We start from the raw sequence: 17,940 nt of genomic DNA, 5'->3' as shown, positions 1-17,940 counted from the left end.
AATATCAATATGATGCACGGCGACAGCAGGGTGATGGTGGTGGTGTGTTTGGAGACAGCCAGTTTACCAGCACCCTGTCTGTCAACTTCCACTTCCCCAAGATCCCGCGAAGAACCTTTTTATATGGCTCTCAGCCATGATGCACAAAAATGCGTCTCCAGCGTGAACCAATGAGATAACTGCATTGCCCTGTACACGGCACGGCTGATTTCCTAGACTGGCGCTCTTTACCCAGCTTGCCCGAGAAGTTATGTCCATCGCCTCAGCCAATACCGTTGTCGTGCTCGACTTCGAGACCACAGGGCTTTCACCCGGACAAGGGGATAGAGCCATCGAGGTCGGTGCCGTCAGAATCAAGGATGGCCATATCAGTGAGCGTTTCTCGGCATTGATGAATCCGGGCTTCAACGTGAGCAGCTTCATCGAGCAATATACCGGGATCAGCAATGCCATGCTGAAACAGGCTCCCCCCTGTAACGAGGTGATGGCGGATTTCGTCGACTTTATCGGTGATGACAATCTGGTCGCCCACAACGCCTCCTTCGACAAGCGCTTTCTGGATGCGGAAATAGAGCGATTGCCGGCGCAATACCGCGGCCAGTTCGCCTGTTCCCTGCTGCTATCAAGGCGCCTGTTTCCCGATGCCCCGGATCACAAGCTGGGTACCCTGGTGCAATACCGGAGTCTGCCCAATGACGGGGTGTTTCACCGTGCCCTGGCGGATGCAGAGGTGACGGCCCACCTCTGGCTTGCCTTGTTGGAAGAGCTGGCGTGTCGACATGGCATTATCGACCCGGACTTTGAATTGCTGCTGACCCTTGGCAAGAAGCCAAAACAGGTGATTCCATCCTTCCTGCGGGAATATGCGACTCGGAAATAATATGTGCCGACATGCATCATCAATCATCCATGCCATGTCGGCACTGAATTTACCCGCCTTCAAATCCATGATGGCCCGGCGTAAAGAGAGGCAGGCAAGCAGATAATTTAGCACTGCACATCAATGAAAAAGCGCGCCAAATGGCGCGCTTTTTGTTTCCTTGTCATCTGGCGACGGGGCCGGTTCACGGCGCTTCAGGCATTGCGACCGATAAAGAGATCGGTCACATGGCAGCTGCTTCTCGCGGCCAGCGCATCCAGCATGTAGGCTGCCGCGTCTTCCGGCGTCATGAAGCCACTCGAATCCACGTGATCCGAATTCTCCCAGAACTCGCTGCGGATCCCGCTCGGATAGAGGTTCACCAGTCGCAGGGGAGCACTCTTCAGCTCGGCCCGCAAGGATTCGAGAAAGCCGCGCATGCCCCATTTGGAGGCGCAATAGAGGCTCTCGTTGGCCTTGCCGGTCTGGGCGGCAGAGGAGAGCACATTCGCCAGCACCCCGCCCTTGTCACTGATGAGGCGCACCGTCTGCTGGGCCACCAGAATGGTGGAGATGAGATTGCTCTCCACCACCCGGCGGATCTGCTCGGCGGTGTAGACACCGACCGGGCCAAACTCGCCCACCCCGGCGCAGTGGATCACCATGTCGGGCTGCCCGCCCCACTCCACCGCAGCGGCGAAGGCGACGTCGACCTCTTCATGGTGCGCCAGATCGGCAGCGATGCCGATCACCGCCTTGCCGAGCAGCTCTTCCTGCTCCTGCAGTTTCTGGTAACGGCGACCCATCATGGAAACCTGATGGCCCCGCTCAACCAGTCCGATGGTCAGCGCCCGGCCGAGACCAGAACCGGCACCTGTCACTATGATGTGGCCCATTATCGCTCCTCGTCGTCAGTCGACGGTCAGATTAGAAAGTGAATTCGCCGCCCATGAACCAGCCATCGACAGACTGATCGATATTGGCGAAGTCGACCTTGGCTTCACGCCAGCCGGCACGCAGCTTGATCGGCATGGAGGAGAACTTGTAGGAACCACCCAGACGGTAGTCATAGTTGTCCGCATCGTGAGTGCGCAGATCGCCGAAGAAGGCGATGCCGGTGCCCGGGATCTTCACTTCACTGCCGGCATAGGCCATCAGGGTATCTTCGTCATAACCCTTGCGACCGGAGTAGACCTGCTCGCCATCGTAGTGACGACCGGTCATACCCAGATCGATCTTGAACAGATCGTTGTTGAACAGACGGTAGTAGAGGCTCAGATCGTAGGCTGTCAGGTCGTTCTTGAAGGCGCCACCGGAGGTGCTGAAATCGGAAATTTCAAATTTGGCGTTCGGCAGGAAGATGATACCGTGTTCCAGTTGCAGATAGCCGTTCCAGTTGTATTTGTCATCATAGTGATTGGCACTATAACCATATGCCTGACCACTGCCCTGAGAAGCCCATACATCAGCACCGGCGGCAAAACGCCAGTCGTCAGCGGCCATGGCACTCTGGCTGCACAGCGCCAACACAAAACCGGCAATCAGTGTCTTCTTCATTACTTCACTTCCTCTTGCATACATGGAAAGAGCGCTATTTTACCCGGTGCAGCCAAAATACCCAGTCTCAAATCTGAACAAACGACGATAAATGTCAGTGCTTCATCCCTTTCATGGGTTCGACCGGCTTCACGGGCAGGCTCAGTGACAGCGTCTGACCATCGTCCAGGGTCAGGGTCAGCGGGAAGGGGGTCCCCTGGGAGAGCTCGCGCACCTCGAACAGCATGATGTGCAGGCTGCCGGGCTTGAGGACGGCCTCCCCCCTGGCCGGGATCTCGATGCGCTCCACCTGGCGCATCTTCATCACCCCGTTCTCGTGCAGGTGGGTGTGCAGCTCGGCACGACCCGCTTCCGGGGAAGCCGCCGCCACCAGCGCCACCGGCTTGTCCCCATCGTTCTTGAGCACCATGAAGGCCGCCGTGTTCGGCGAGCCCGGTGGCAGCAGGCGCACATAGCCGTCGACGGCCTCGACCTTGGCCAGGGCCGGTGCGGCCAAGAGCAGGGCCAGGCTGGAGTAAAACGCACGTTTGAACATGGTTGAAATCCTTTTATGATGTTGTTAAACGAAGCGAAGCTTACCCCCTATGGCAAGCTTTTGGCAGCCCCGACAACAAGGATTCAGACATGCCCCTCACAATTCTGACCGAACAGCAGGATGGCCTGCTCATCCTGACCCTCAACCGGCCGGACAAGCGCAATGCCCTCAACGCCGGGATGTATCAGGCCCTTGCCGACGCGCTGCGCCAGGCGGCCCGGGACGAGCACGTGCATGCCCTGCTGCTGCAGGGACAGTCCGACTGCTTCACCGCCGGCAACGATCTGGCCGACTTTGTTGGCAAGCACGCCCTTGAGCCGGACGACCCCATCCTGCAATTTCTGCACACCCTGGCCGACTTTCCCAAACCGGTGATCGCCGCCGTGGGCGGCCCGGCAGTCGGCATCGGCACTACCCTGCTGCTGCACTGCGACCTGGTCTATCTGGGTGACAACGCCCGGCTGCAACTGCCTTTCGTCGAGCTGGGGCTGGTGCCGGAGTTTGCCGCCAGCCTGCTGCTGCCACGCGCCGTCGGTCACCTCAAGGCGGCGGAGCTGTTGCTGCTGGCAGAGGCCATCGATGGGGAAGAGGCGCTGCGTCTCGGGCTCGCCAACCAGGTGCTGGCCCCGGCGGACCTGCTCCCCTTCGCTCGGGAGCAGGGACTGAAACTGGCGGCCAAGCCGCCGATGGCGCTCCAGAAGAGCAAGGCGCTGCTCAAGCAGGAGCTCAAACAGGCAGTGCATTTCGTCATCGACCTGGAAGCGCGCGCCTTCGCCCAGGCCCTGCAAGGGGAAGAGGCGCAAAGCCGCATCGCCAGCAAGCTGCAAAAACGGCGCTGAACTCAGTTGAGACGGAACCGGCCTATCAACTCGCAGCCCTGCACCCTGTCCTGCACCTGGATAAGCCGGGCGATCTCCGGATTGGGGTGGCGCTTCAAGAAGGAGAGCAGGGCGGCGCGGCAGCAGCCCAGCTCACTGATGAGGGATTCGCACTCCCGGTTGGGGCACTGGGGCACCAGGGCGGTGACCAGCTCGGAGGCGAGCTTGAGGTAGCGCAGTTCATAGGCGGGCTCTTCCATGGCACGCCAGAAGTCAGCCATGCGGTGACAGGTGGCGACCCGCATGCTGGCCAGTTCGTCCAGATCCCCGGAGGCCAGCTCATAGACTTCCCCCAGGGCCTGCTGATAGAGGCAGATCGCCGTGCCCAGAGCCCCCATGCCAAGGGCATTCTCCGCCTCCAGCATGTAACGTTGCCAGTTCTGATGTTCCATGTTCCTCTCCTTTGCCGACACGAGTGGAGTCTGTATCATGGCCAATCGAGAACAAATATCAACCAGACCCTTTGTGCAGGATCCCTCAACCCGCCGTTCTGGGCTGATTGACGCGACACTGCTTGCCGGGGTAACCAGGCAGATCCGCCGCCTTGCTGCTGCACGCCAGCCGTTTGGCTTCGGCGAGGCGATCCGCGAGGTTGACCTCATCGATCGGCTGCCAGGCCATCTGCTGGCCGAGCCAGCTGGCCCAGGCAAACTCGACGAAGTAGACCTGATCCTTCTTGCTGAAGTAGCCCGCATCCTGCAACAGCCCCGCCAGGGTGCGGTAGGGATAATCCGGCAATTCACCGATATGACCGGGCAACTGCTCGGGAGTCAGGGGTTGACCCCGTTCATCCTTGAGCCAGGCCCAGTGGTTGTTCTGCATCTGGCTCCAGAAATTGGCCCTGTCCTGCAACCGTGCAATCACCTTGACCCTGACCTGCTTCACCCCCTGCTGCCACAGCGCCTTGGTCAGGTGGTGCCTGTCCACCAGCCAGTAACCCCCATCCGGCGCGATGACGATGGGGATCTCTTTCTTTTTCATCAGTTTGTCGAGCTGCTTCTCGCTCTTGCCCGCCAGCTCCCGGGCAGTTGTATCCACCTGCAACTGCCCCACGCCGCCCTGGGTGGGGTGCAGCGCCTCTATGTTCACCTCGCACCAGCTTCCCACCGGGCTGCTCTTCTCGCACGGGGCCAACGCCCAAGCGCCCTGGCTCAGCACGCAGACCAACAAGATCCATGCTCTCATCATTCTCTCCTTTTCCTGGCGCTCACGGCGCCCCTTCGTTGACAGCCGCATCGGATATCAATGGGACTCATGCTGGCGGTCTGACCAGCAAAGGGGATATCATGATTTCCCATCTGCCGGCGATGCATTCTCGCCGAGTTTTCTCCCCGCTTCACACATTTTGAAGGATTCACCATGAAAGGATGGAGCCCCCTGCTGGCCCTGCTGGGCTGTGCCTGCGTCCAGGCTGCCGATGTGCCGCCCGGCACCCCACTCGCCGCCGAACAGGCCGTCGTCCGTCATCTCAAGGATGAACCGGCGAGCCTGAGCCCCCTCAAGCTGGTGGGACTGCCGGAGCTGCAGGTCCTCAGGGATCTTTACGAGGGGCTGCTGACCCAGGGACCGGACGGCAAGGTGCTGCCCGGGGTGGCATCCCGCTGGGACAACGAGGGGAACCAGACATTCACCTTCCACCTGAGGCCGGATGCCCGCTGGTCCAACGGCGACCCCGTGCGCGCCGCCGACTTCGTCTATGGCTGGCGCAAGCTGGTTGACCCCAGGGAAGCCGCCACTTTCGCCTGGTTCGCCCAGCTCGCTCGCTTCGACAAGGTGGACGACATAGTGGCAGGCAAGCTGGCCCCCGATGCGCTCGGGGTGGAGGCCGTCGATGACCATACCCTGAAAGTGACCCTCTCCCAGCCGGTGCCCTATTTCCTGAGCCTGCTGACCCATCCCAGCCTGTCGCCCCTGCACCGGGCCAGCATGGAACAATATGGCAACCAGTGGACCCAGCCCGGCAAGCTGGTGGGCAACGGCGCCTTCGTGCTGAGTCACCGGGTGGTGAACGAGAAACTGGAGCTGACGCCCAATCCCTACTACTGGGATCGCGCCCACACGGTGCTGACCCGCGTCACCTTCGTGCCCATCAACCAGGAGAGCGCGGCCACCCACCGCTATCTGGCCGGGGATCTGCACATCACCGAATCCTTCCCCAAGGAGCAGTACCAGAGCCTGATGGCCCAGATCCCGGGGGAAGTCTATACCCCGGAACAGCTCGGCACCTACTACTACGCCTTCAACACCCAGCGCCCGCCCCTCAATGATGTGCGGGTGCGCCAGGCGCTCTCCTACACCATCGACAGGGGCCTGATTGCCGACAAGGTGCTGGGCACCGGGGAGAAACCGGCCTACCACTTCACCCCGGACGTGACCGCCGACTTCGACCCCAAGCCCAATCTGCTCTCCACCAGCAGTCAGCAGGCGCTGGACGAGCGTGCCAGAGCCCTGCTGAAAGAAGCGGGCTACGGCCCAAGCAATCCCCTCAAGCTGACCCTGCTCTACAACACGGCGGAAATTCACAAGAAGATGGCGCTGGCCATCGCCAACCTGTGGAAACAGAAGCTGGGAGCCCGGGTCGAGCTCACCAACCAGGAGTGGAAAACCTATCTCGACAGCCGTCAAAGCGGCCAGTTCGAGGTGATCCGCTCCTCCTGGGTCGCCGATTACAACGACCCCTCCGCCTTCCTCGGGCTCTGGGGATCGGGCCACAGCGGCAACATGGCCCGGTTCGCCAACCCGGCTTACGACAAGCTGCTGGCGCAGGCGGCCAACAGTCAGGATCCCGCAGAACGGGCCCGCCTGTTCGATGAGGCCGAGGCCATCTTGCAGAAGGAGGCCCCCATCGCCCCCATCTACCAGTACACCAATGCCCGGCTCATCAAGCCCTGGCTCAAGGGGTATCCCATCAACAACCCGGAAGACGTGGCCTACAGCCGTCAGCTCTACCTCGTCAAACACTGAGTCCGGGGAGGGGTCGGGACATCTGACCCCTCCTGGCACTGTTCCTGTTCAAGTTCCCGGCATAAAATGCCGCCTCTTTTCATTCATCAACCCCGTGATCCGATCCTGCCATGCGTGCTCTGCTCCTGATTGCCCTGTTTGTTGCCCTTCCCGCCAAGGCCGCCGATGAAACCGAATGCCGCCAGGCCTTCCTCGAATGGATGTTGAGCCAGCAGAAGCAGTTCAGCGACCGCAAGGCCAGCAAGATGGAGCGGCGCAATGCCGAACGAGCCATCGATCAGGCCCGGGATGCCTTCGCCAAGCAGGAGAGTTTCTGCCAAGCCATGGCCTGGGTCGCCAGCGCAGAAGACAATGACCCCCGCTTCAAGCCGAGGACGGGGGAGATCCACGACTTCACTCCCCGCGGCTGAGCCGCCATCTACGACTTTTTTCAGCCTTTCCCGTGTTGATTTATTGACCCAAGCCAAGGTGGTGTAACAGTCCGCATCTACAATGACGCCGTAACAGTCACAAAAAATAAAAACAAATTTATCAGTTACTTGGCTCATTCAGGATGCGCACATGACCACAACCCGGCACGAAGGGGAGATCCGTTTCCCCGATCACATATCACTGATCTCGACCACGGATCCCGCCAGTCACATCACTTATGCCAACCAGCACTTTTGCGATGTGGCGGGCTACAGCGCGACCGAAATGGAAGGGGAGCCCCACAATCTGGTCCGCCACCCCGACATGCCCAAGGCCGCGTTCGCCGACATGTGGCGCCGCCTGCAACAAGGAAAGAGCTGGATGGGGCTGGTAAAGAACCGCGCCAAGAGTGGTCAGTTCTACTGGGTCAACGCCTACGTCACGCCGATCCTCAACGATCAGCAGCAAATCATCGAATACCAGTCTGTCCGCACCCGTCCCCAGGATCACGACATCGCCTGGGCAGAGCAGCTCTATGCCCGGATCCGTGACGGCAAGGCACTGCCCTGGCTGACCCGGCTGACCCTGGAGCCGGGGCAGCTGTGTCTGCTGCTCTCTGGCACCGCCCTGCTCGGCATGGGGGCCAGTCTGGTCACCGGCCAGCCGGGGTGGGGAGTCATCACCCTGCTCTGCTTGCTGGCCCAGATGGGGCATGGCTGGCATCTGCAACGGCGGCTGGCCAGACTGCTGGCCATGGCGGGCGAGGAGCAGGGCAGCGCCCTTTGCCAGGTACTCTATGCCAGGCGTCAGGACAGCCTGGCCGCCCTTGAACTGCTGCTGCGCATGAAGAAGGCGGAGCTGCGCGCCGTGGTAGGTCGCAGCGCGGACACCAACCAGCAGATCCTGCAGGCGGCGGAGGATGACAGGGGGCATATCCAGACCATAGACACTCACCTGCAACAGCAGCGGGCCCAGAGCGAGCAACTGGCGGCGGCCATCACCCAGATGAGCCAGTCCATCCGTGATGTGGCTGACAATGCCCACCAGGCCAATGCGCTGGTGGGCGAGGTCCAGCAGGTGTCCGCCAGTGGCCAGCAGGCGCTGGCCACCACCCGGGATTCGGTCGACAGGCTTCATCAGGAGCTGGACGCCAGCCAGGGCGTGCTGGCGCGTCTGACCCAGGACAGCCAGAAGATCAACGGCATTCTGGAGGTGATCGGGCAGATTGCGGATCAGACCAACCTGCTCTCCCTCAATGCGGCCATCGAGGCGGCACGGGCCGGTGAACAGGGGCGCGGCTTTGCGGTGGTGGCCGACGAGATACGGGCCCTGGCCCAGAAGACCCGCAGCTCCACCGGCGAGATAAGCGACATGATAGGGGCGCTGCAACAGAGCACCCGGCAACTGTCCGATGGCATGGAGCAGGGGGCCCAGACATCAGTGCTCTGCCAGCAGCACATGGGGGCCACCGCCGAGGTGCTCGACCAGATCAACCGGATGCTGGCCCGGGTGACCCACACCAGCGACGAGATAGCCCAGGCGGTGAGCCAGCAGGCGGATGTCACCAGCACCCTGGATCAGGGGATCCACCAGATCCACCAACTGGCGAGCCACACCGCGGACAACAGCCGTCAAGCCCTCGATGGCATCACCCTGCTGGTGGAGCGGTTGCAAAACCTCTCCCGCCTGATCAACCAGTTCCACGACTGACCCCCTTGCCGTGTAGTTTGGCGCGCCCCCGGGCGCGCTGCCGATCTCTCCTCTCCTTCACGACGACAGGCTCCCGCCGGGGGCAAGAAGTCCGTCTCAGGATTTGCCCTTGAACTGCTTGATGCTGCGCTTGCCCTGGGTGCGACGGTTCGCCTGCTTGTCTCTTGGCGCCCGTTTGCTCTCCCCGCTGGCGGGTTTGTCGGTCACCGGGAAACCTGCCAGCGCCGCCAGGGGCAGGGGGCGACCGGTCAGGGCCCGGATCCCCTCGAGCGCCTCCCCATCCCCGTGGCAGGTAAGGGAGATGGCCAGACCGCTCTGCCCGGCACGGGCGGTACGACCGATACGATGCACGTAGACGGGCGCATGCTCCGGCAGATCCAGATTGATCACCACCGGCAATGCCTCCACGTGGATGCCGCGCGCCATCAGGTCCGTGGCCACCAGCACCCGCACCCTGCCCTCCTTGAAATCCGCCAGCGCCTGCTTCCGCGTGGCCTGATCCTTGTTTCCGTGCAGGGCTGCCACCGTCATGCCAGCCCTGGCGAGTTTCTTGGCCACCCCGTCCGCGTCGTCCCTGGCACTGATGAAGACCAGCACCTGGGGCCACTCTCCGGCCTCCAGCAGAGCGATCAGCGCAGGCACCTTGCTGCTCCTGTTGACCAGATAGAGCCGCTCCTCGATGTCGCTCACCAGGCTGTTGAGCGGCTCGGCCTCGATGCGCACCGGATCCTGCAGCAGGCCCGAGGCCAGGCTCTCCAGCTCGACCGGCAAGGTGGCGGAGAAGAGCATCTGCTGCCGCGCCTCCGGCATCGCCTTCATCAGCCACTGGATATCGGGCCAGAACCCCATCTCCAGCAGGCGATCCGCCTCATCCAGCACCAGCATGCGCAGGGCACCCAGCCCCAGCGCCTGCTGGGCCAGCAAGTCTCGCAACCGTCCGGGTGTCGCCACCAGCAGTTGGGGGCCGAGAGCCAGTTCCCGCTCCTGCCACTCCTGGGCCACCCCGCCACACAGGGTCAGAAGGCGCACCCCCAACCCGTCGGCAATCTCCTGCAGGGCGGCGCTCACCTGGCTTGCCAGCTCCCGGGTGGGGACCAGTACCAATCCCTGTACCCGGTCGCTGGCTGCGTCCAGCCTCTGCAGCAGCGGCAGGCCGAATGCCAGGGTCTTGCCACTGCCGGTCCTGGCCAGGGCAAGCAGATCCCGTCCTGACAAGGCAGCAGGAATGGCTAGCTGCTGAATGGAGGTCGGTTTTTCCAGCGCTGCGGGCAGCAGGGGCAACAGGGCGGGGTCAAGGGCGAGTTCGTCAAACGTCATGGGGATCGCAGATACAGGCTGAACGAGGATGTGGAGGCGAAGTCTAGCCAGACCCACCCCATAAGTAAAAGGTTCGGGAGCGCAATAAAAACGGCCTGCCCCGTGTGAACGGAGCAGGCCGTCAGGCAATCAGCCTGTGGCGCGACTTACAGAACGGCCAGGGCGGCGGCGTAGTTCGGCTCGTCGGCGACTTCGGCCACCAGCTCGCTGTGCAGCACCTTGTCGTGCTCATCCAGTACCACGATGGCACGGGCAGCCAGACCCACCAGCGGGCCGGAGGAGAAGGCCACGCCGTAGTCCTGCAGGAAGGAGACACCGCGCAGGGTGGAGAGGTTCACCACCTTGTCCAGACCCTCGGCGCCGCAGAAACGGGCCTGGGCGAACGGCAGGTCGGCAGAGATGCACAGCACGACGGTGTTGTTCAGGGCGCTTGCCTGCTCGTTGAACTTGCGCACGGAAGTGGCGCAGGTCGGGGTGTCGACGCTCGGGAAGATGTTCAGGATCTTGCGCTTGCCGGCGAAGGTCGCCAGGGTCGCATCGGACAGATCGCCAGCAACCAGGGAGAAGGGCTTGGCCTGCTCACCGGCAACGGGGAAGTGGCCGGAGACGGAGACGGGGTTGCCTTGCAGGGTGACGGTATTGCTCATGTTAGGTCCTTGATGATTGATGTGGGATCCAGGGTCCCCAGTATAGGCCCGCCACGGGATGACAAACACCCGCTAATGAAAGGGATTTGGCATCCCTTTGCGTCCCTCCTGCTCCAGGGGCAAATCAGCGGCCACTGTCATGGCCCCGAACAAAGAGGAGAAGAGGGCTTGACCTTGGACTTTACACCAAGGTTTACACTCGGCGCAGTCATCCAGGATCCCGCAGGGGCGGGATCCCTCAAGAGGAACGCATCATGAGCAAATCCTGCTGCAGCCATCAACACGCCGCCGCCCCCATCAAGGCCGTCAGCAAGGCCGCCACCCCACAGGCCGGGCACAGCCACACCAGCCACTGCTGCGACAACGGGGCACAGGCCAGTGGCGTCGCCAACCCGACCCGCCACGATCATCAGGGGCAAAGTGGCGCAGACGGCCCGGGTGATGAAGAGCTCCCCAGAGGCGCTTGCGCCACCGACACAGCCCACGACCACGATCATCATGAGCAGGGGCACGCCCACACGACCGCCGCGACCGAGCCGCCGCTGGCTACCCCCGAGCAAAACAGCCGCCGCCATAGCTGGCAGGTGCTGGGCATGGATTGTCCCAGCTGTGCCCGCAAGATAGAGACCGCCGTCAGCCGGGTGGAGGGCGTACAGCAGGCTCGGGTGCTGTTTGCCACCGAGAAGCTGGTGGTGGATCTGGCCCCCGGCCTCTCCCCCGACCCCGTTACCGCCGCCGTGCTGGCCGCCGGCTTCCAGCTCAAAGGAGGCGCTCAGAACACGGCTCGCAGCGAACCGGGCCGCAGCCCGCAGATGCAGAGGGTCAGTAACCTGCTCGGCAAATACTGGCAGCCCCTGTCGCTCGCCGGCTTGATGGGGATGGCGGCCCTGTTGCCGGCCCAGATCGGTCAGCCGCTCTTTACCCTGGCCACCCTCTGGGGGCTGTGGCCCGTCGCCCGCAAGGCGTGGGCACTGACCAGAAGCGGCTCCCCCTTCGCCATCGAGACCCTGATGACGGTCGCCGCCGTGGGGGCCCTGTTCCTCGGCGAAACCGCCGAAGCGGCCATGGTGCTGCTGCTGTTCATGCTGGGTGAACATCTGGAGGCCTACGCCGCCGGCCGCGCCCGCGCCGGGGTCACCGCCCTGATGGCGCTGGTGCCCGACAAGGCGCTGCGCATCCGCACCACTGCCGAGGGCGAGGTGCGCGAAGAGGTCGGCGCCGATGAGCTGCGCCCCGGTGACATCATCGAAATCGCCCCAGGCGCCCGCCTGGCCGCCGATGCCCGCCTGCTCGACCCCCTCGGCGCCTTTGACGAGAGCGCCCTGACCGGCGAATCCATCCCGGTGGAGCGCCGCCGGGGTGACAAGGTCCCCGCTGGCAGCCTGGCGGCGGATCGGGTGCTGCGCCTCGAGGTGGTGTCCGAGCCCGGCAACAACGCCATCGACCGTATCCTGCATCTCATCGAAGAGGCCGAGACCCAGCGCGCCCCCATCGAGCGCTTCATCGACCGCTTCAGCCGCTGGTATACCCCGGCCATGATGCTGGTCGCCCTGCTGGTGGTGCTGGTACCGCCGCTCGCCTTCGGCCAGAGCTGGGACGAGTGGGTCTATCGCGGGCTGGCGCTGCTGCTGATCGGTTGCCCCTGCGCCCTGGTCATCTCCACCCCGGCGGCGGTCACCTCGGCGCTGGCGGCAGCCACCCGGCAGGGAGCCCTCATCAAGGGGGGCGCAGCGCTGGAGCGGTTGGCCCACATCGATACCCTGGCCTTTGACAAGACCGGCACCCTGACCCTGGGCAAGCCGCAGCTGACCGAACTGGTGAGCCTCAATGGCCAGCCGGAGGCCGAACTGCTGGCGCTGGCGGCAGCCATCGAGCAGGGCTCCCACCACCCGCTGGCCCGCGCCGTGGTGACCGCGGCCAGCGAACGGGGCCTCAGCCTCGCCGCGGCCCAGGCGCTGCGCGCCCTGCCCGGCATGGGCGTGGAAGGTCGCATCGACGGCACCCTCTGGCAGCTGCTGGCACCGAGCCGGGTCGCCACCCTGGATGCCGCGATACAGGCCCGGGTCGCCACCCTGGAGCAGCAAGGCAAGACAGTGGTGGTGCTCGGTCAGCCTGACGCCGCCCCGGCCGCCCTGCTGGCCCTGCGCGACCAGATCCGGCCAGAAGCGGCGGCGGCGCTGCAAGAGCTCAACCAGCTCGGTCTCAAGAGCATCATGCTGACCGGCGACAACCCCCGCGCCGCCGAGGCGATCGCCACCGAGCTCGGCATGGGCTGGCGCGCCGGCCTGCTGCCGGAGGGCAAGGTCGATGAGATCGCCAAGCTCGGTCTGACGCAAAAGGTCGCGATGATCGGCGACGGCATCAACGACGCCCCGGCCATGAAGCGGGCGAGCATCGGCATCGCCATGGGAGGCGGCACCGACGTGGCGCTGGAAACCGCCGATGCGGCGCTGACCCACAACCAGCTCGGCGGGGTCGCCGCCATGATCCGGCTCTCCCGCGCGGCGCTGGCCAACATCCACCAGAACATCGCGCTGGCGCTGGGGCTCAAGGCCATCTTCCTGGTCACCAGCCTGCTCGGCATCACCGGCCTGTGGATTGCGGTGCTGGCCGACACCGGCGCCACCGCCCTGGTCACCGCCAACGCCCTGCGCCTGCTGCGAAAACGCTAGGCCGGCCGTTAACGGTACAACCAACAGCCGCTCCAATGGGGCGGCTTTTTTATTGCCTCGCCCACGAGCAAAGAAAAAGCGCGGCTGCCGGTCGGCAGTCGCGCTTTGCTTACTCTCTCGGTGTTATCCCGCCCTTGGCAAGGCGGAATTCAACCCGGGGCTGCCGAGCCAGCCCCGGGCTCAATGGGAAGGCTTACTTGGCGCTGCACTCTTGGATCACGGCGGTGCCCGGCTTAGCCGCAGCCGGATCCACCTTCACCAGCACGCTCCACAGACCCTGCGGCAGGGTGATCTTGTTGTTGGCGCTGGCTGGCTGGGAGAAGGCAAACGGATAGACTGTCTCGGCCTGAACTTCACCACCGCCATTGATCAGGTACTCCTTGCTCCAGTCCTCGTTGGCCACCTTGAACTCTGTGGTGCCGGTGTAGTTGAACGCGACCTGATAGATGGCGAGATCGCCCTCCATCCCCTTGTAGCTCAACTGGTACTGAGGCTGGGGATTCCAGCCAGACAGCTCACCCTTGACGAACAGGTTGTAGCCGAGCGGGTTGCCCGCCACCGTATCCAGCACCTTGCAGCTCTGCGCCGGTTCGGTGTAGCTGACGCTCAGGGTGGGCTTGTCCTTGTTCATGGCGGTGAAGACAAACTTGTAGGTGCCAGCCTTCTCCACGTTGAACGGCAGATCCCCGCCATTGGCACAGAGCGTATTGACCTGGCCGGTCGCAAGCTGGTCGGTATCGCTGCACTTGCCGTAATTGACGGGGCCGCTCCACTCGTTGCCAGCGATCTTCACCTGGGTCGACCCCAGCTGATCCGCCGTCACCTCGGTGGTGAACTCATAGGTGAAGTTACCACTGAAGTTCATCTTGTTGACCGGATCCCACTGATTCAGGAAACCGCGCACGAACACCTCGGTGTCACCGAAGGGAGGCAAGGTGCTCAGATCCGTCTTCTTGCTCACCGGCAGCCCCGCGCCCTGGGCACCGCTCTGCGGCTTGACGAACACCGCCGCCGACCAGGCGCCAAGGGTCAGCTGACCGCTGTCATTGGCCGCCCCGCTGGCGATGCTGTCGGAGTCACGGTGGGCACCGCTCAGGACCATGCCGGTCAGATCGATGGGCTGATCCTTGCCGTCACGGAAATCACCGATGCTCTGGGGCTGATTGGTGGCGTTGATCATCACTACCAGGCCGTCGATGGCCGGATCCAGATCCGCGCCGGCCTTGCTGCCATCGTCCACCGTCATCACGATGAGACCCGGAGTCTGATCCGGCCCGGTGTTGCGGAAGTCAACCCGCTTGATCACCTCGGCACCACTGCCCAGACGCAGCAGGCGGGAGGATTGACGCAGCTCGGACAGCTCCTGGTAGAAGCTCACCATCTGCGCCATCTCGGCCGAACCCGGCTTGGCGTGCTGGCCGAGCACCTGCTCGATCAACTCGTAGTTGGCCTCGTCCTTGTCCTTGCGCGGCAGGCCCTTGTCGAAGTTGTTGTCGCCCAGGGTATAGTCGACCCGGTTGTACCAGTCGCCGGAGTCATAGCTGTCTCGCTCCATGGACTTGGAGCGCAGCAGTTCCACCCCTGCGTGGGTGAAGGGAATGCCCTGACCCAGCATGGCGGTAGCGAGCGACACCCCCTGCATCCGCACCAGATCGGCCCCCGCCGGCGCCTTGTAGACCAGGTTGTCGAACAGGGTCTGGTTGTCGTGCTTGTCGACATAGTTCTGGATTTCGGTCGGATCCTGGGCATAGCCCGCGGGCTGACCGTTGTAGTCGATGTCGGACCCCTTCTTCGGTACGCCGTCCTTGTCGGTCAGCACGAACTCCTTGAGGTTGCCCGCCATGCCGAGGCGCACCAGGTCTGCAAGGTGTTTCGCGCTATCCTCGTCAACTTTGCTTGCCTCGTTCTGGTCAACGAAGGCGCCGTTGCCAAAGCCCTGGGTTTCACGGATGGCGTCACCGCCGTCGAACGGGCTGCCGCCGCGCACCGCATCCCGCAACCGGTCGGAGAAGGAGCCGATGCCGGTACCGGCCAGGTGTTTCTGGGTCGCCTGCACGAAGCGCTTGTCATCCTGCACTTCGCCGAAGTTCCACCCCTCGCCGTAGAAGTACATGTCCGGGTTGACCTTCTTCACCTCGGCCAGGGCCTGCACCATCTGATCCTTCGGGTGGTGACCCATCAGGTCGAAGCGGAAGGCGTCGATCTTGTAGTCCCGCGCCCAGGTGACCAGGGAGTCATCCATCAGCTTGGCGAACATGGCGTGTTCCGGCGCCGTGTTGGAGCAGCAGGTGGAGTTTTCCACCGAACCGGTCTCCGGATTGAGGCGCTGGTAGTACCAGGGCACAATCTTGTCGAGCACGGATTTGGAACCGAGACCCGCTTCGTTGGTGTGGTTGTAGACCACGTCCATCACCACGTTCATGCCGATGTTCTGCTTGATGGCCTGCACCATCTCGCGGAACTCCTTGATCCGGGTCGTCCCCTCCGCATTGGTGGCGTAGGAGCCTTCCGGAGTGGTGTAGTGGTAGGGGTCATAGCCCCAGTTGAAGGAGTCCACCCCGCGCAGATAGCCGTACAGCTCCTGCACCACGGGGTTTTCCTTGCTGTCGCTGGCTTGCAGATCACCGAGCACGGCTTCGATGGTCTCGCCGCCACCACAGTGGCTGGCAAACCTGGAGTTCTTGACCTCGGGATTGACCTCGCACAGCTTGCTGAAGTCATCACCGATGTTGGCCACCTTGGCCGGATCCTCGTTGACGGTGGCGATGTCGAACACCGGCAGCAGGTGCAGGTGGCTGACGCCGCTCTTGGCCAGGGATTTCAGGTGGGTGACGGGCACGCTGTCGCTGTCGGTCAGCCCGAGGAACTTGCCGCGGTGATCCACCGGCGTCGACTCGTCGTTGCCGGTCAGATCCCGGACGTGGGCCTCATAGATGGTGATGTCGGCGGGGTTCTTCTGGCTGTGGGGCGCCTTGAGGCTGTCCCAGCCTTCCGGCTTGAGGGCCGGATCGTCGAGATCCACCACCTGGCTGAACTCGGAGTTCATCGCCAGGCTCAGGGAGTAGGGGTCGGTCACCTGATAGGATTCCAGCTTGCGGCTGACCGGGTGATAGACCTGGATATCGTAGCGGTAGTATTTGCCGACAAGATCGCTGCCCCCCTGCACGCTCCAGCTGCCGCTGGCCTCGTCCAGGGTCATGGCGCGCTCGCCAAGCGACTTGTGCTGCTCGTCGAACAGCGCCAGCTTGACCGACTTGGCGGTCGGTGCCCAGAGCCGGAAGGTGACATTGCCCCCCTCCACCACGGCGCCGTAGGCCAGCTTGGTGGCCGCCTCGCTGTAAAGGGCATCGAGGGCACCGGCACTCTGCACCAGGGTCGCCCCCTGCAGGATGCCGTCCGCATCGGTCCCGATGGCGACCAGCTCACCCTTGAGCAGGGGCTTGAGATCTTTCCCCGCAGGCAGGGCGAAGGCGGCGGCATCCTTGAGGTGCGGGTATTTGGCCTGCTGCTCTTCGGTCAGGCTGGTCGGAGTCAGCTTGAGGTAGGGGAAATCGAATACACCCTCGCTGTTTGCGGTGATGGTGCCTGACTCTGTGTAGTAGAGGCGCACATAGGGCTTGTCCTTGCCCCCTTGCCAAATCAGGGTGTTGTCGTCGATGAGATGGGCACTGGCCCCCGCCACGCCGAAGGCGGCGGTGAAGGCTTCCGCCCGGCTGCCGAAGATCTCGTTCTTGCCGGCGACGATGGCCACCGTGCGATCCGGGTGATCGCTGAAGACCACCTTCATGTCGCTGCCGGTCAGGTTCGCGAGATCGCCGTTGCGGGCGATGAAGTTGATGCAGCCTTCCATCTTGGAGAGCGGCACGACCCAGGCCGGACCAAAACTGTCCGCCGCGGACGGCGTCTTGCTCTTGTCATCCCAACCGGTGTTGAGGCCGCCCTCCGAGGTCGAGTTGCAGGCGTCGTTGTTCCACAGGTGCAGGCTGTGGCTGGCGAAGGGGCCGGTGACACCGCGCGCCGCGCTGGTCTGGGTATCCACCAGGGCGATGACCGCTTCGTCGGGGCCGGCCGTCAGCAGTTCGGCCGGGGGCTGGACGTTGGGAAGACGAGCGACGGGCTCATCCTGAGGGGCAGGGGCAGGAGCAGAAGAACTGTTGTCGTTACAGCCTGACAAAAGCGCGAGCAGTGAGGCTGTTACCAGCGCCACTTTGGTCTTTTTCATATCCATTTTTTTATAATTCCCTCTGTAGTTAGTCTCGATATCCGAGTACCCGGTCATTGCCGAGCGGTGTCATATTAATCAGCGGGAATTGCCGTAAATGTGAGCGGATGGGCAAAAAAAACCAATTCGCATCAACAAGATAACGTTTTCATAACGAAAACTCGATCG

Annotated in this window: 14 protein-coding genes; 6 read left to right on the top strand and 8 right to left on the bottom strand. The window is 63.1% G+C overall.

Annotation, left to right across the window (positions count from 1 at the left end; genetic code table 11):
• Positions 1-250 precede the first annotated feature (250 nt).
• Positions 251-880 carry a PolC-type DNA polymerase III gene (locus ACNPAA_RS11490; protein WP_171865504.1) on the top strand — a complete coding sequence of 210 codons (630 nt, stop codon included), beginning with the start codon at positions 251-253 and terminating at the stop codon, positions 878-880.
• A gap of 194 nt (positions 881-1,074) precedes the next feature.
• On the opposite strand, the gene ACNPAA_RS11485 is transcribed toward ACNPAA_RS11490, so the two are convergent.
• The 3 genes from ACNPAA_RS11485 to ACNPAA_RS11475 form a co-directional block, all read right to left on the bottom strand.
• On the bottom strand, positions 1,075-1,755 hold the full coding sequence (locus ACNPAA_RS11485; RefSeq protein ID WP_417891780.1) for an SDR family oxidoreductase: 681 nt from the start codon (positions 1,753-1,755) through the stop codon (positions 1,075-1,077).
• Between the two features lie 31 nt (positions 1,756-1,786).
• Positions 1,787-2,416: a TIGR04219 family outer membrane beta-barrel protein gene (locus ACNPAA_RS11480; RefSeq protein WP_128313680.1), complete on the bottom strand. Its 630-nt coding sequence runs from the start codon at positions 2,414-2,416 to the stop codon at positions 1,787-1,789.
• 94 nt (positions 2,417-2,510) lie between these two features.
• Positions 2,511-2,951, bottom strand: coding sequence for a copper chaperone PCu(A)C (locus ACNPAA_RS11475; protein ID WP_368204325.1), 441 nt, complete (start codon positions 2,949-2,951; stop codon positions 2,511-2,513).
• An 89-nt stretch (positions 2,952-3,040) separates the two neighbouring features.
• Here ACNPAA_RS11475 and ACNPAA_RS11470 point away from each other — a divergent pair, with 89 nt between their 5' ends.
• Positions 3,041-3,790 (top strand): enoyl-CoA hydratase-related protein, encoded by a 750-nt coding sequence (locus ACNPAA_RS11470; protein WP_408794525.1) that lies wholly within the window; start codon positions 3,041-3,043, stop codon positions 3,788-3,790.
• Between the two features lie 2 nt (positions 3,791-3,792).
• On the opposite strand, the gene ACNPAA_RS11465 is transcribed toward ACNPAA_RS11470, so the two are convergent.
• On the bottom strand, positions 3,793-4,221 hold the full coding sequence (locus tag ACNPAA_RS11465; protein WP_010672859.1) for a DUF2753 family protein: 429 nt from the start codon (positions 4,219-4,221) through the stop codon (positions 3,793-3,795).
• An 85-nt stretch (positions 4,222-4,306) separates the two neighbouring features.
• Complete coding sequence (locus ACNPAA_RS11460) at positions 4,307-5,014, bottom strand: ParB-like protein (RefSeq protein ID WP_408794527.1); 708 nt, start codon at positions 5,012-5,014, stop codon at positions 4,307-4,309.
• Positions 5,015-5,188: 174 nt separating this feature from the next.
• Here ACNPAA_RS11460 and ACNPAA_RS11455 point away from each other — a divergent pair, with 174 nt between their 5' ends.
• The 3 genes from ACNPAA_RS11455 to ACNPAA_RS11445 all read left to right on the top strand — a co-directional run bounded on the left by ACNPAA_RS11455 (position 5,189) and on the right by ACNPAA_RS11445 (position 8,914).
• Positions 5,189-6,793, top strand: coding sequence for a peptide ABC transporter substrate-binding protein (locus ACNPAA_RS11455; RefSeq protein ID WP_128318329.1), 1,605 nt, complete (start codon positions 5,189-5,191; stop codon positions 6,791-6,793).
• 110 nt (positions 6,794-6,903) lie between these two features.
• Entirely contained in the window at positions 6,904-7,203 is a 300-nt protein-coding gene (locus tag ACNPAA_RS11450) for a hypothetical protein (RefSeq protein WP_010672856.1), read from the top strand.
• A gap of 151 nt (positions 7,204-7,354) precedes the next feature.
• Positions 7,355-8,914 (top strand): methyl-accepting chemotaxis protein, encoded by a 1,560-nt coding sequence (locus ACNPAA_RS11445; protein WP_042864414.1) that lies wholly within the window; start codon positions 7,355-7,357, stop codon positions 8,912-8,914.
• 96 nt (positions 8,915-9,010) lie between these two features.
• Here the strand turns inward: ACNPAA_RS11445 and ACNPAA_RS11440 are convergent, their stop codons facing one another.
• Both ACNPAA_RS11440 and tpx read right to left on the bottom strand, forming a co-directional pair.
• A complete protein-coding gene (locus tag ACNPAA_RS11440; protein ID WP_244813085.1) occupies positions 9,011-10,231 on the bottom strand; it encodes a DEAD/DEAH box helicase in 1,221 nt (406 codons plus the stop codon).
• A 146-nt stretch (positions 10,232-10,377) separates the two neighbouring features.
• Positions 10,378-10,878 (bottom strand): thiol peroxidase, encoded by a 501-nt coding sequence (tpx, locus tag ACNPAA_RS11435; RefSeq protein ID WP_010672853.1) that lies wholly within the window; start codon positions 10,876-10,878, stop codon positions 10,378-10,380.
• A gap of 254 nt (positions 10,879-11,132) precedes the next feature.
• Between tpx and ACNPAA_RS11430 the strand changes: the two genes are divergently transcribed.
• Positions 11,133-13,550, top strand: a complete 2,418-nt coding sequence (locus tag ACNPAA_RS11430; RefSeq protein ID WP_113978337.1) for a zinc/cadmium/mercury/lead-transporting ATPase — start codon at positions 11,133-11,135, stop codon at positions 13,548-13,550.
• Between the two features lie 193 nt (positions 13,551-13,743).
• On the opposite strand, the gene pulA is transcribed toward ACNPAA_RS11430, so the two are convergent.
• Positions 13,744-17,778 carry a pullulanase-type alpha-1,6-glucosidase gene (gene pulA / locus ACNPAA_RS11425; RefSeq protein WP_417891779.1) on the bottom strand — a complete coding sequence of 1,345 codons (4,035 nt, stop codon included), beginning with the start codon at positions 17,776-17,778 and terminating at the stop codon, positions 13,744-13,746.
• Positions 17,779-17,940 lie beyond the last annotated feature (162 nt).

Source organism: Aeromonas sp. PS2Canimalfood6, from assembly GCF_048276795.1.
Taxonomy (GTDB): Bacteria; Pseudomonadota; Gammaproteobacteria; order Enterobacterales; family Aeromonadaceae; genus Aeromonas; species Aeromonas caviae.
This window is presented reverse-complemented; position numbering and strand designations above follow the sequence as displayed.

Excerpts from the sequence above, each read along its gene's own strand:
- ACNPAA_RS11475 (WP_368204325.1), bottom strand. The coding sequence starts at position 2,951 with ATGTTCAAACGTGCGTTTTACTCCAGCCTGGCCCTGCTCTTGGCCGCA.
- tpx (WP_010672853.1), bottom strand. The coding sequence starts at position 10,878 with ATGAGCAATACCGTCACCCTGCAAGGCAACCCCGTCTCCGTCTCCGGC.
- ACNPAA_RS11440 (WP_244813085.1), bottom strand. The coding sequence starts at position 10,231 with ATGACGTTTGACGAACTCGCCCTTGACCCCGCCCTGTTGCCCCTGCTG.
- ACNPAA_RS11490 (WP_171865504.1), top strand. The coding sequence starts at position 251 with ATGTCCATCGCCTCAGCCAATACCGTTGTCGTGCTCGACTTCGAGACC.
- ACNPAA_RS11430 (WP_113978337.1), top strand. The coding sequence starts at position 11,133 with ATGAGCAAATCCTGCTGCAGCCATCAACACGCCGCCGCCCCCATCAAG.
- ACNPAA_RS11480 (WP_128313680.1), bottom strand. The coding sequence starts at position 2,416 with ATGAAGAAGACACTGATTGCCGGTTTTGTGTTGGCGCTGTGCAGCCAG.
- ACNPAA_RS11450 (WP_010672856.1), top strand. The coding sequence starts at position 6,904 with ATGCGTGCTCTGCTCCTGATTGCCCTGTTTGTTGCCCTTCCCGCCAAG.
- ACNPAA_RS11465 (WP_010672859.1), bottom strand. The coding sequence starts at position 4,221 with ATGGAACATCAGAACTGGCAACGTTACATGCTGGAGGCGGAGAATGCC.
- ACNPAA_RS11470 (WP_408794525.1), top strand. The coding sequence starts at position 3,041 with ATGCCCCTCACAATTCTGACCGAACAGCAGGATGGCCTGCTCATCCTG.
- ACNPAA_RS11445 (WP_042864414.1), top strand. The coding sequence starts at position 7,355 with ATGACCACAACCCGGCACGAAGGGGAGATCCGTTTCCCCGATCACATA.
- pulA (WP_417891779.1), bottom strand. The coding sequence starts at position 17,778 with ATGGATATGAAAAAGACCAAAGTGGCGCTGGTAACAGCCTCACTGCTC.
- ACNPAA_RS11455 (WP_128318329.1), top strand. The coding sequence starts at position 5,189 with ATGAAAGGATGGAGCCCCCTGCTGGCCCTGCTGGGCTGTGCCTGCGTC.
- ACNPAA_RS11460 (WP_408794527.1), bottom strand. The coding sequence starts at position 5,014 with ATGAGAGCATGGATCTTGTTGGTCTGCGTGCTGAGCCAGGGCGCTTGG.
- ACNPAA_RS11485 (WP_417891780.1), bottom strand. The coding sequence starts at position 1,755 with ATGGGCCACATCATAGTGACAGGTGCCGGTTCTGGTCTCGGCCGGGCG.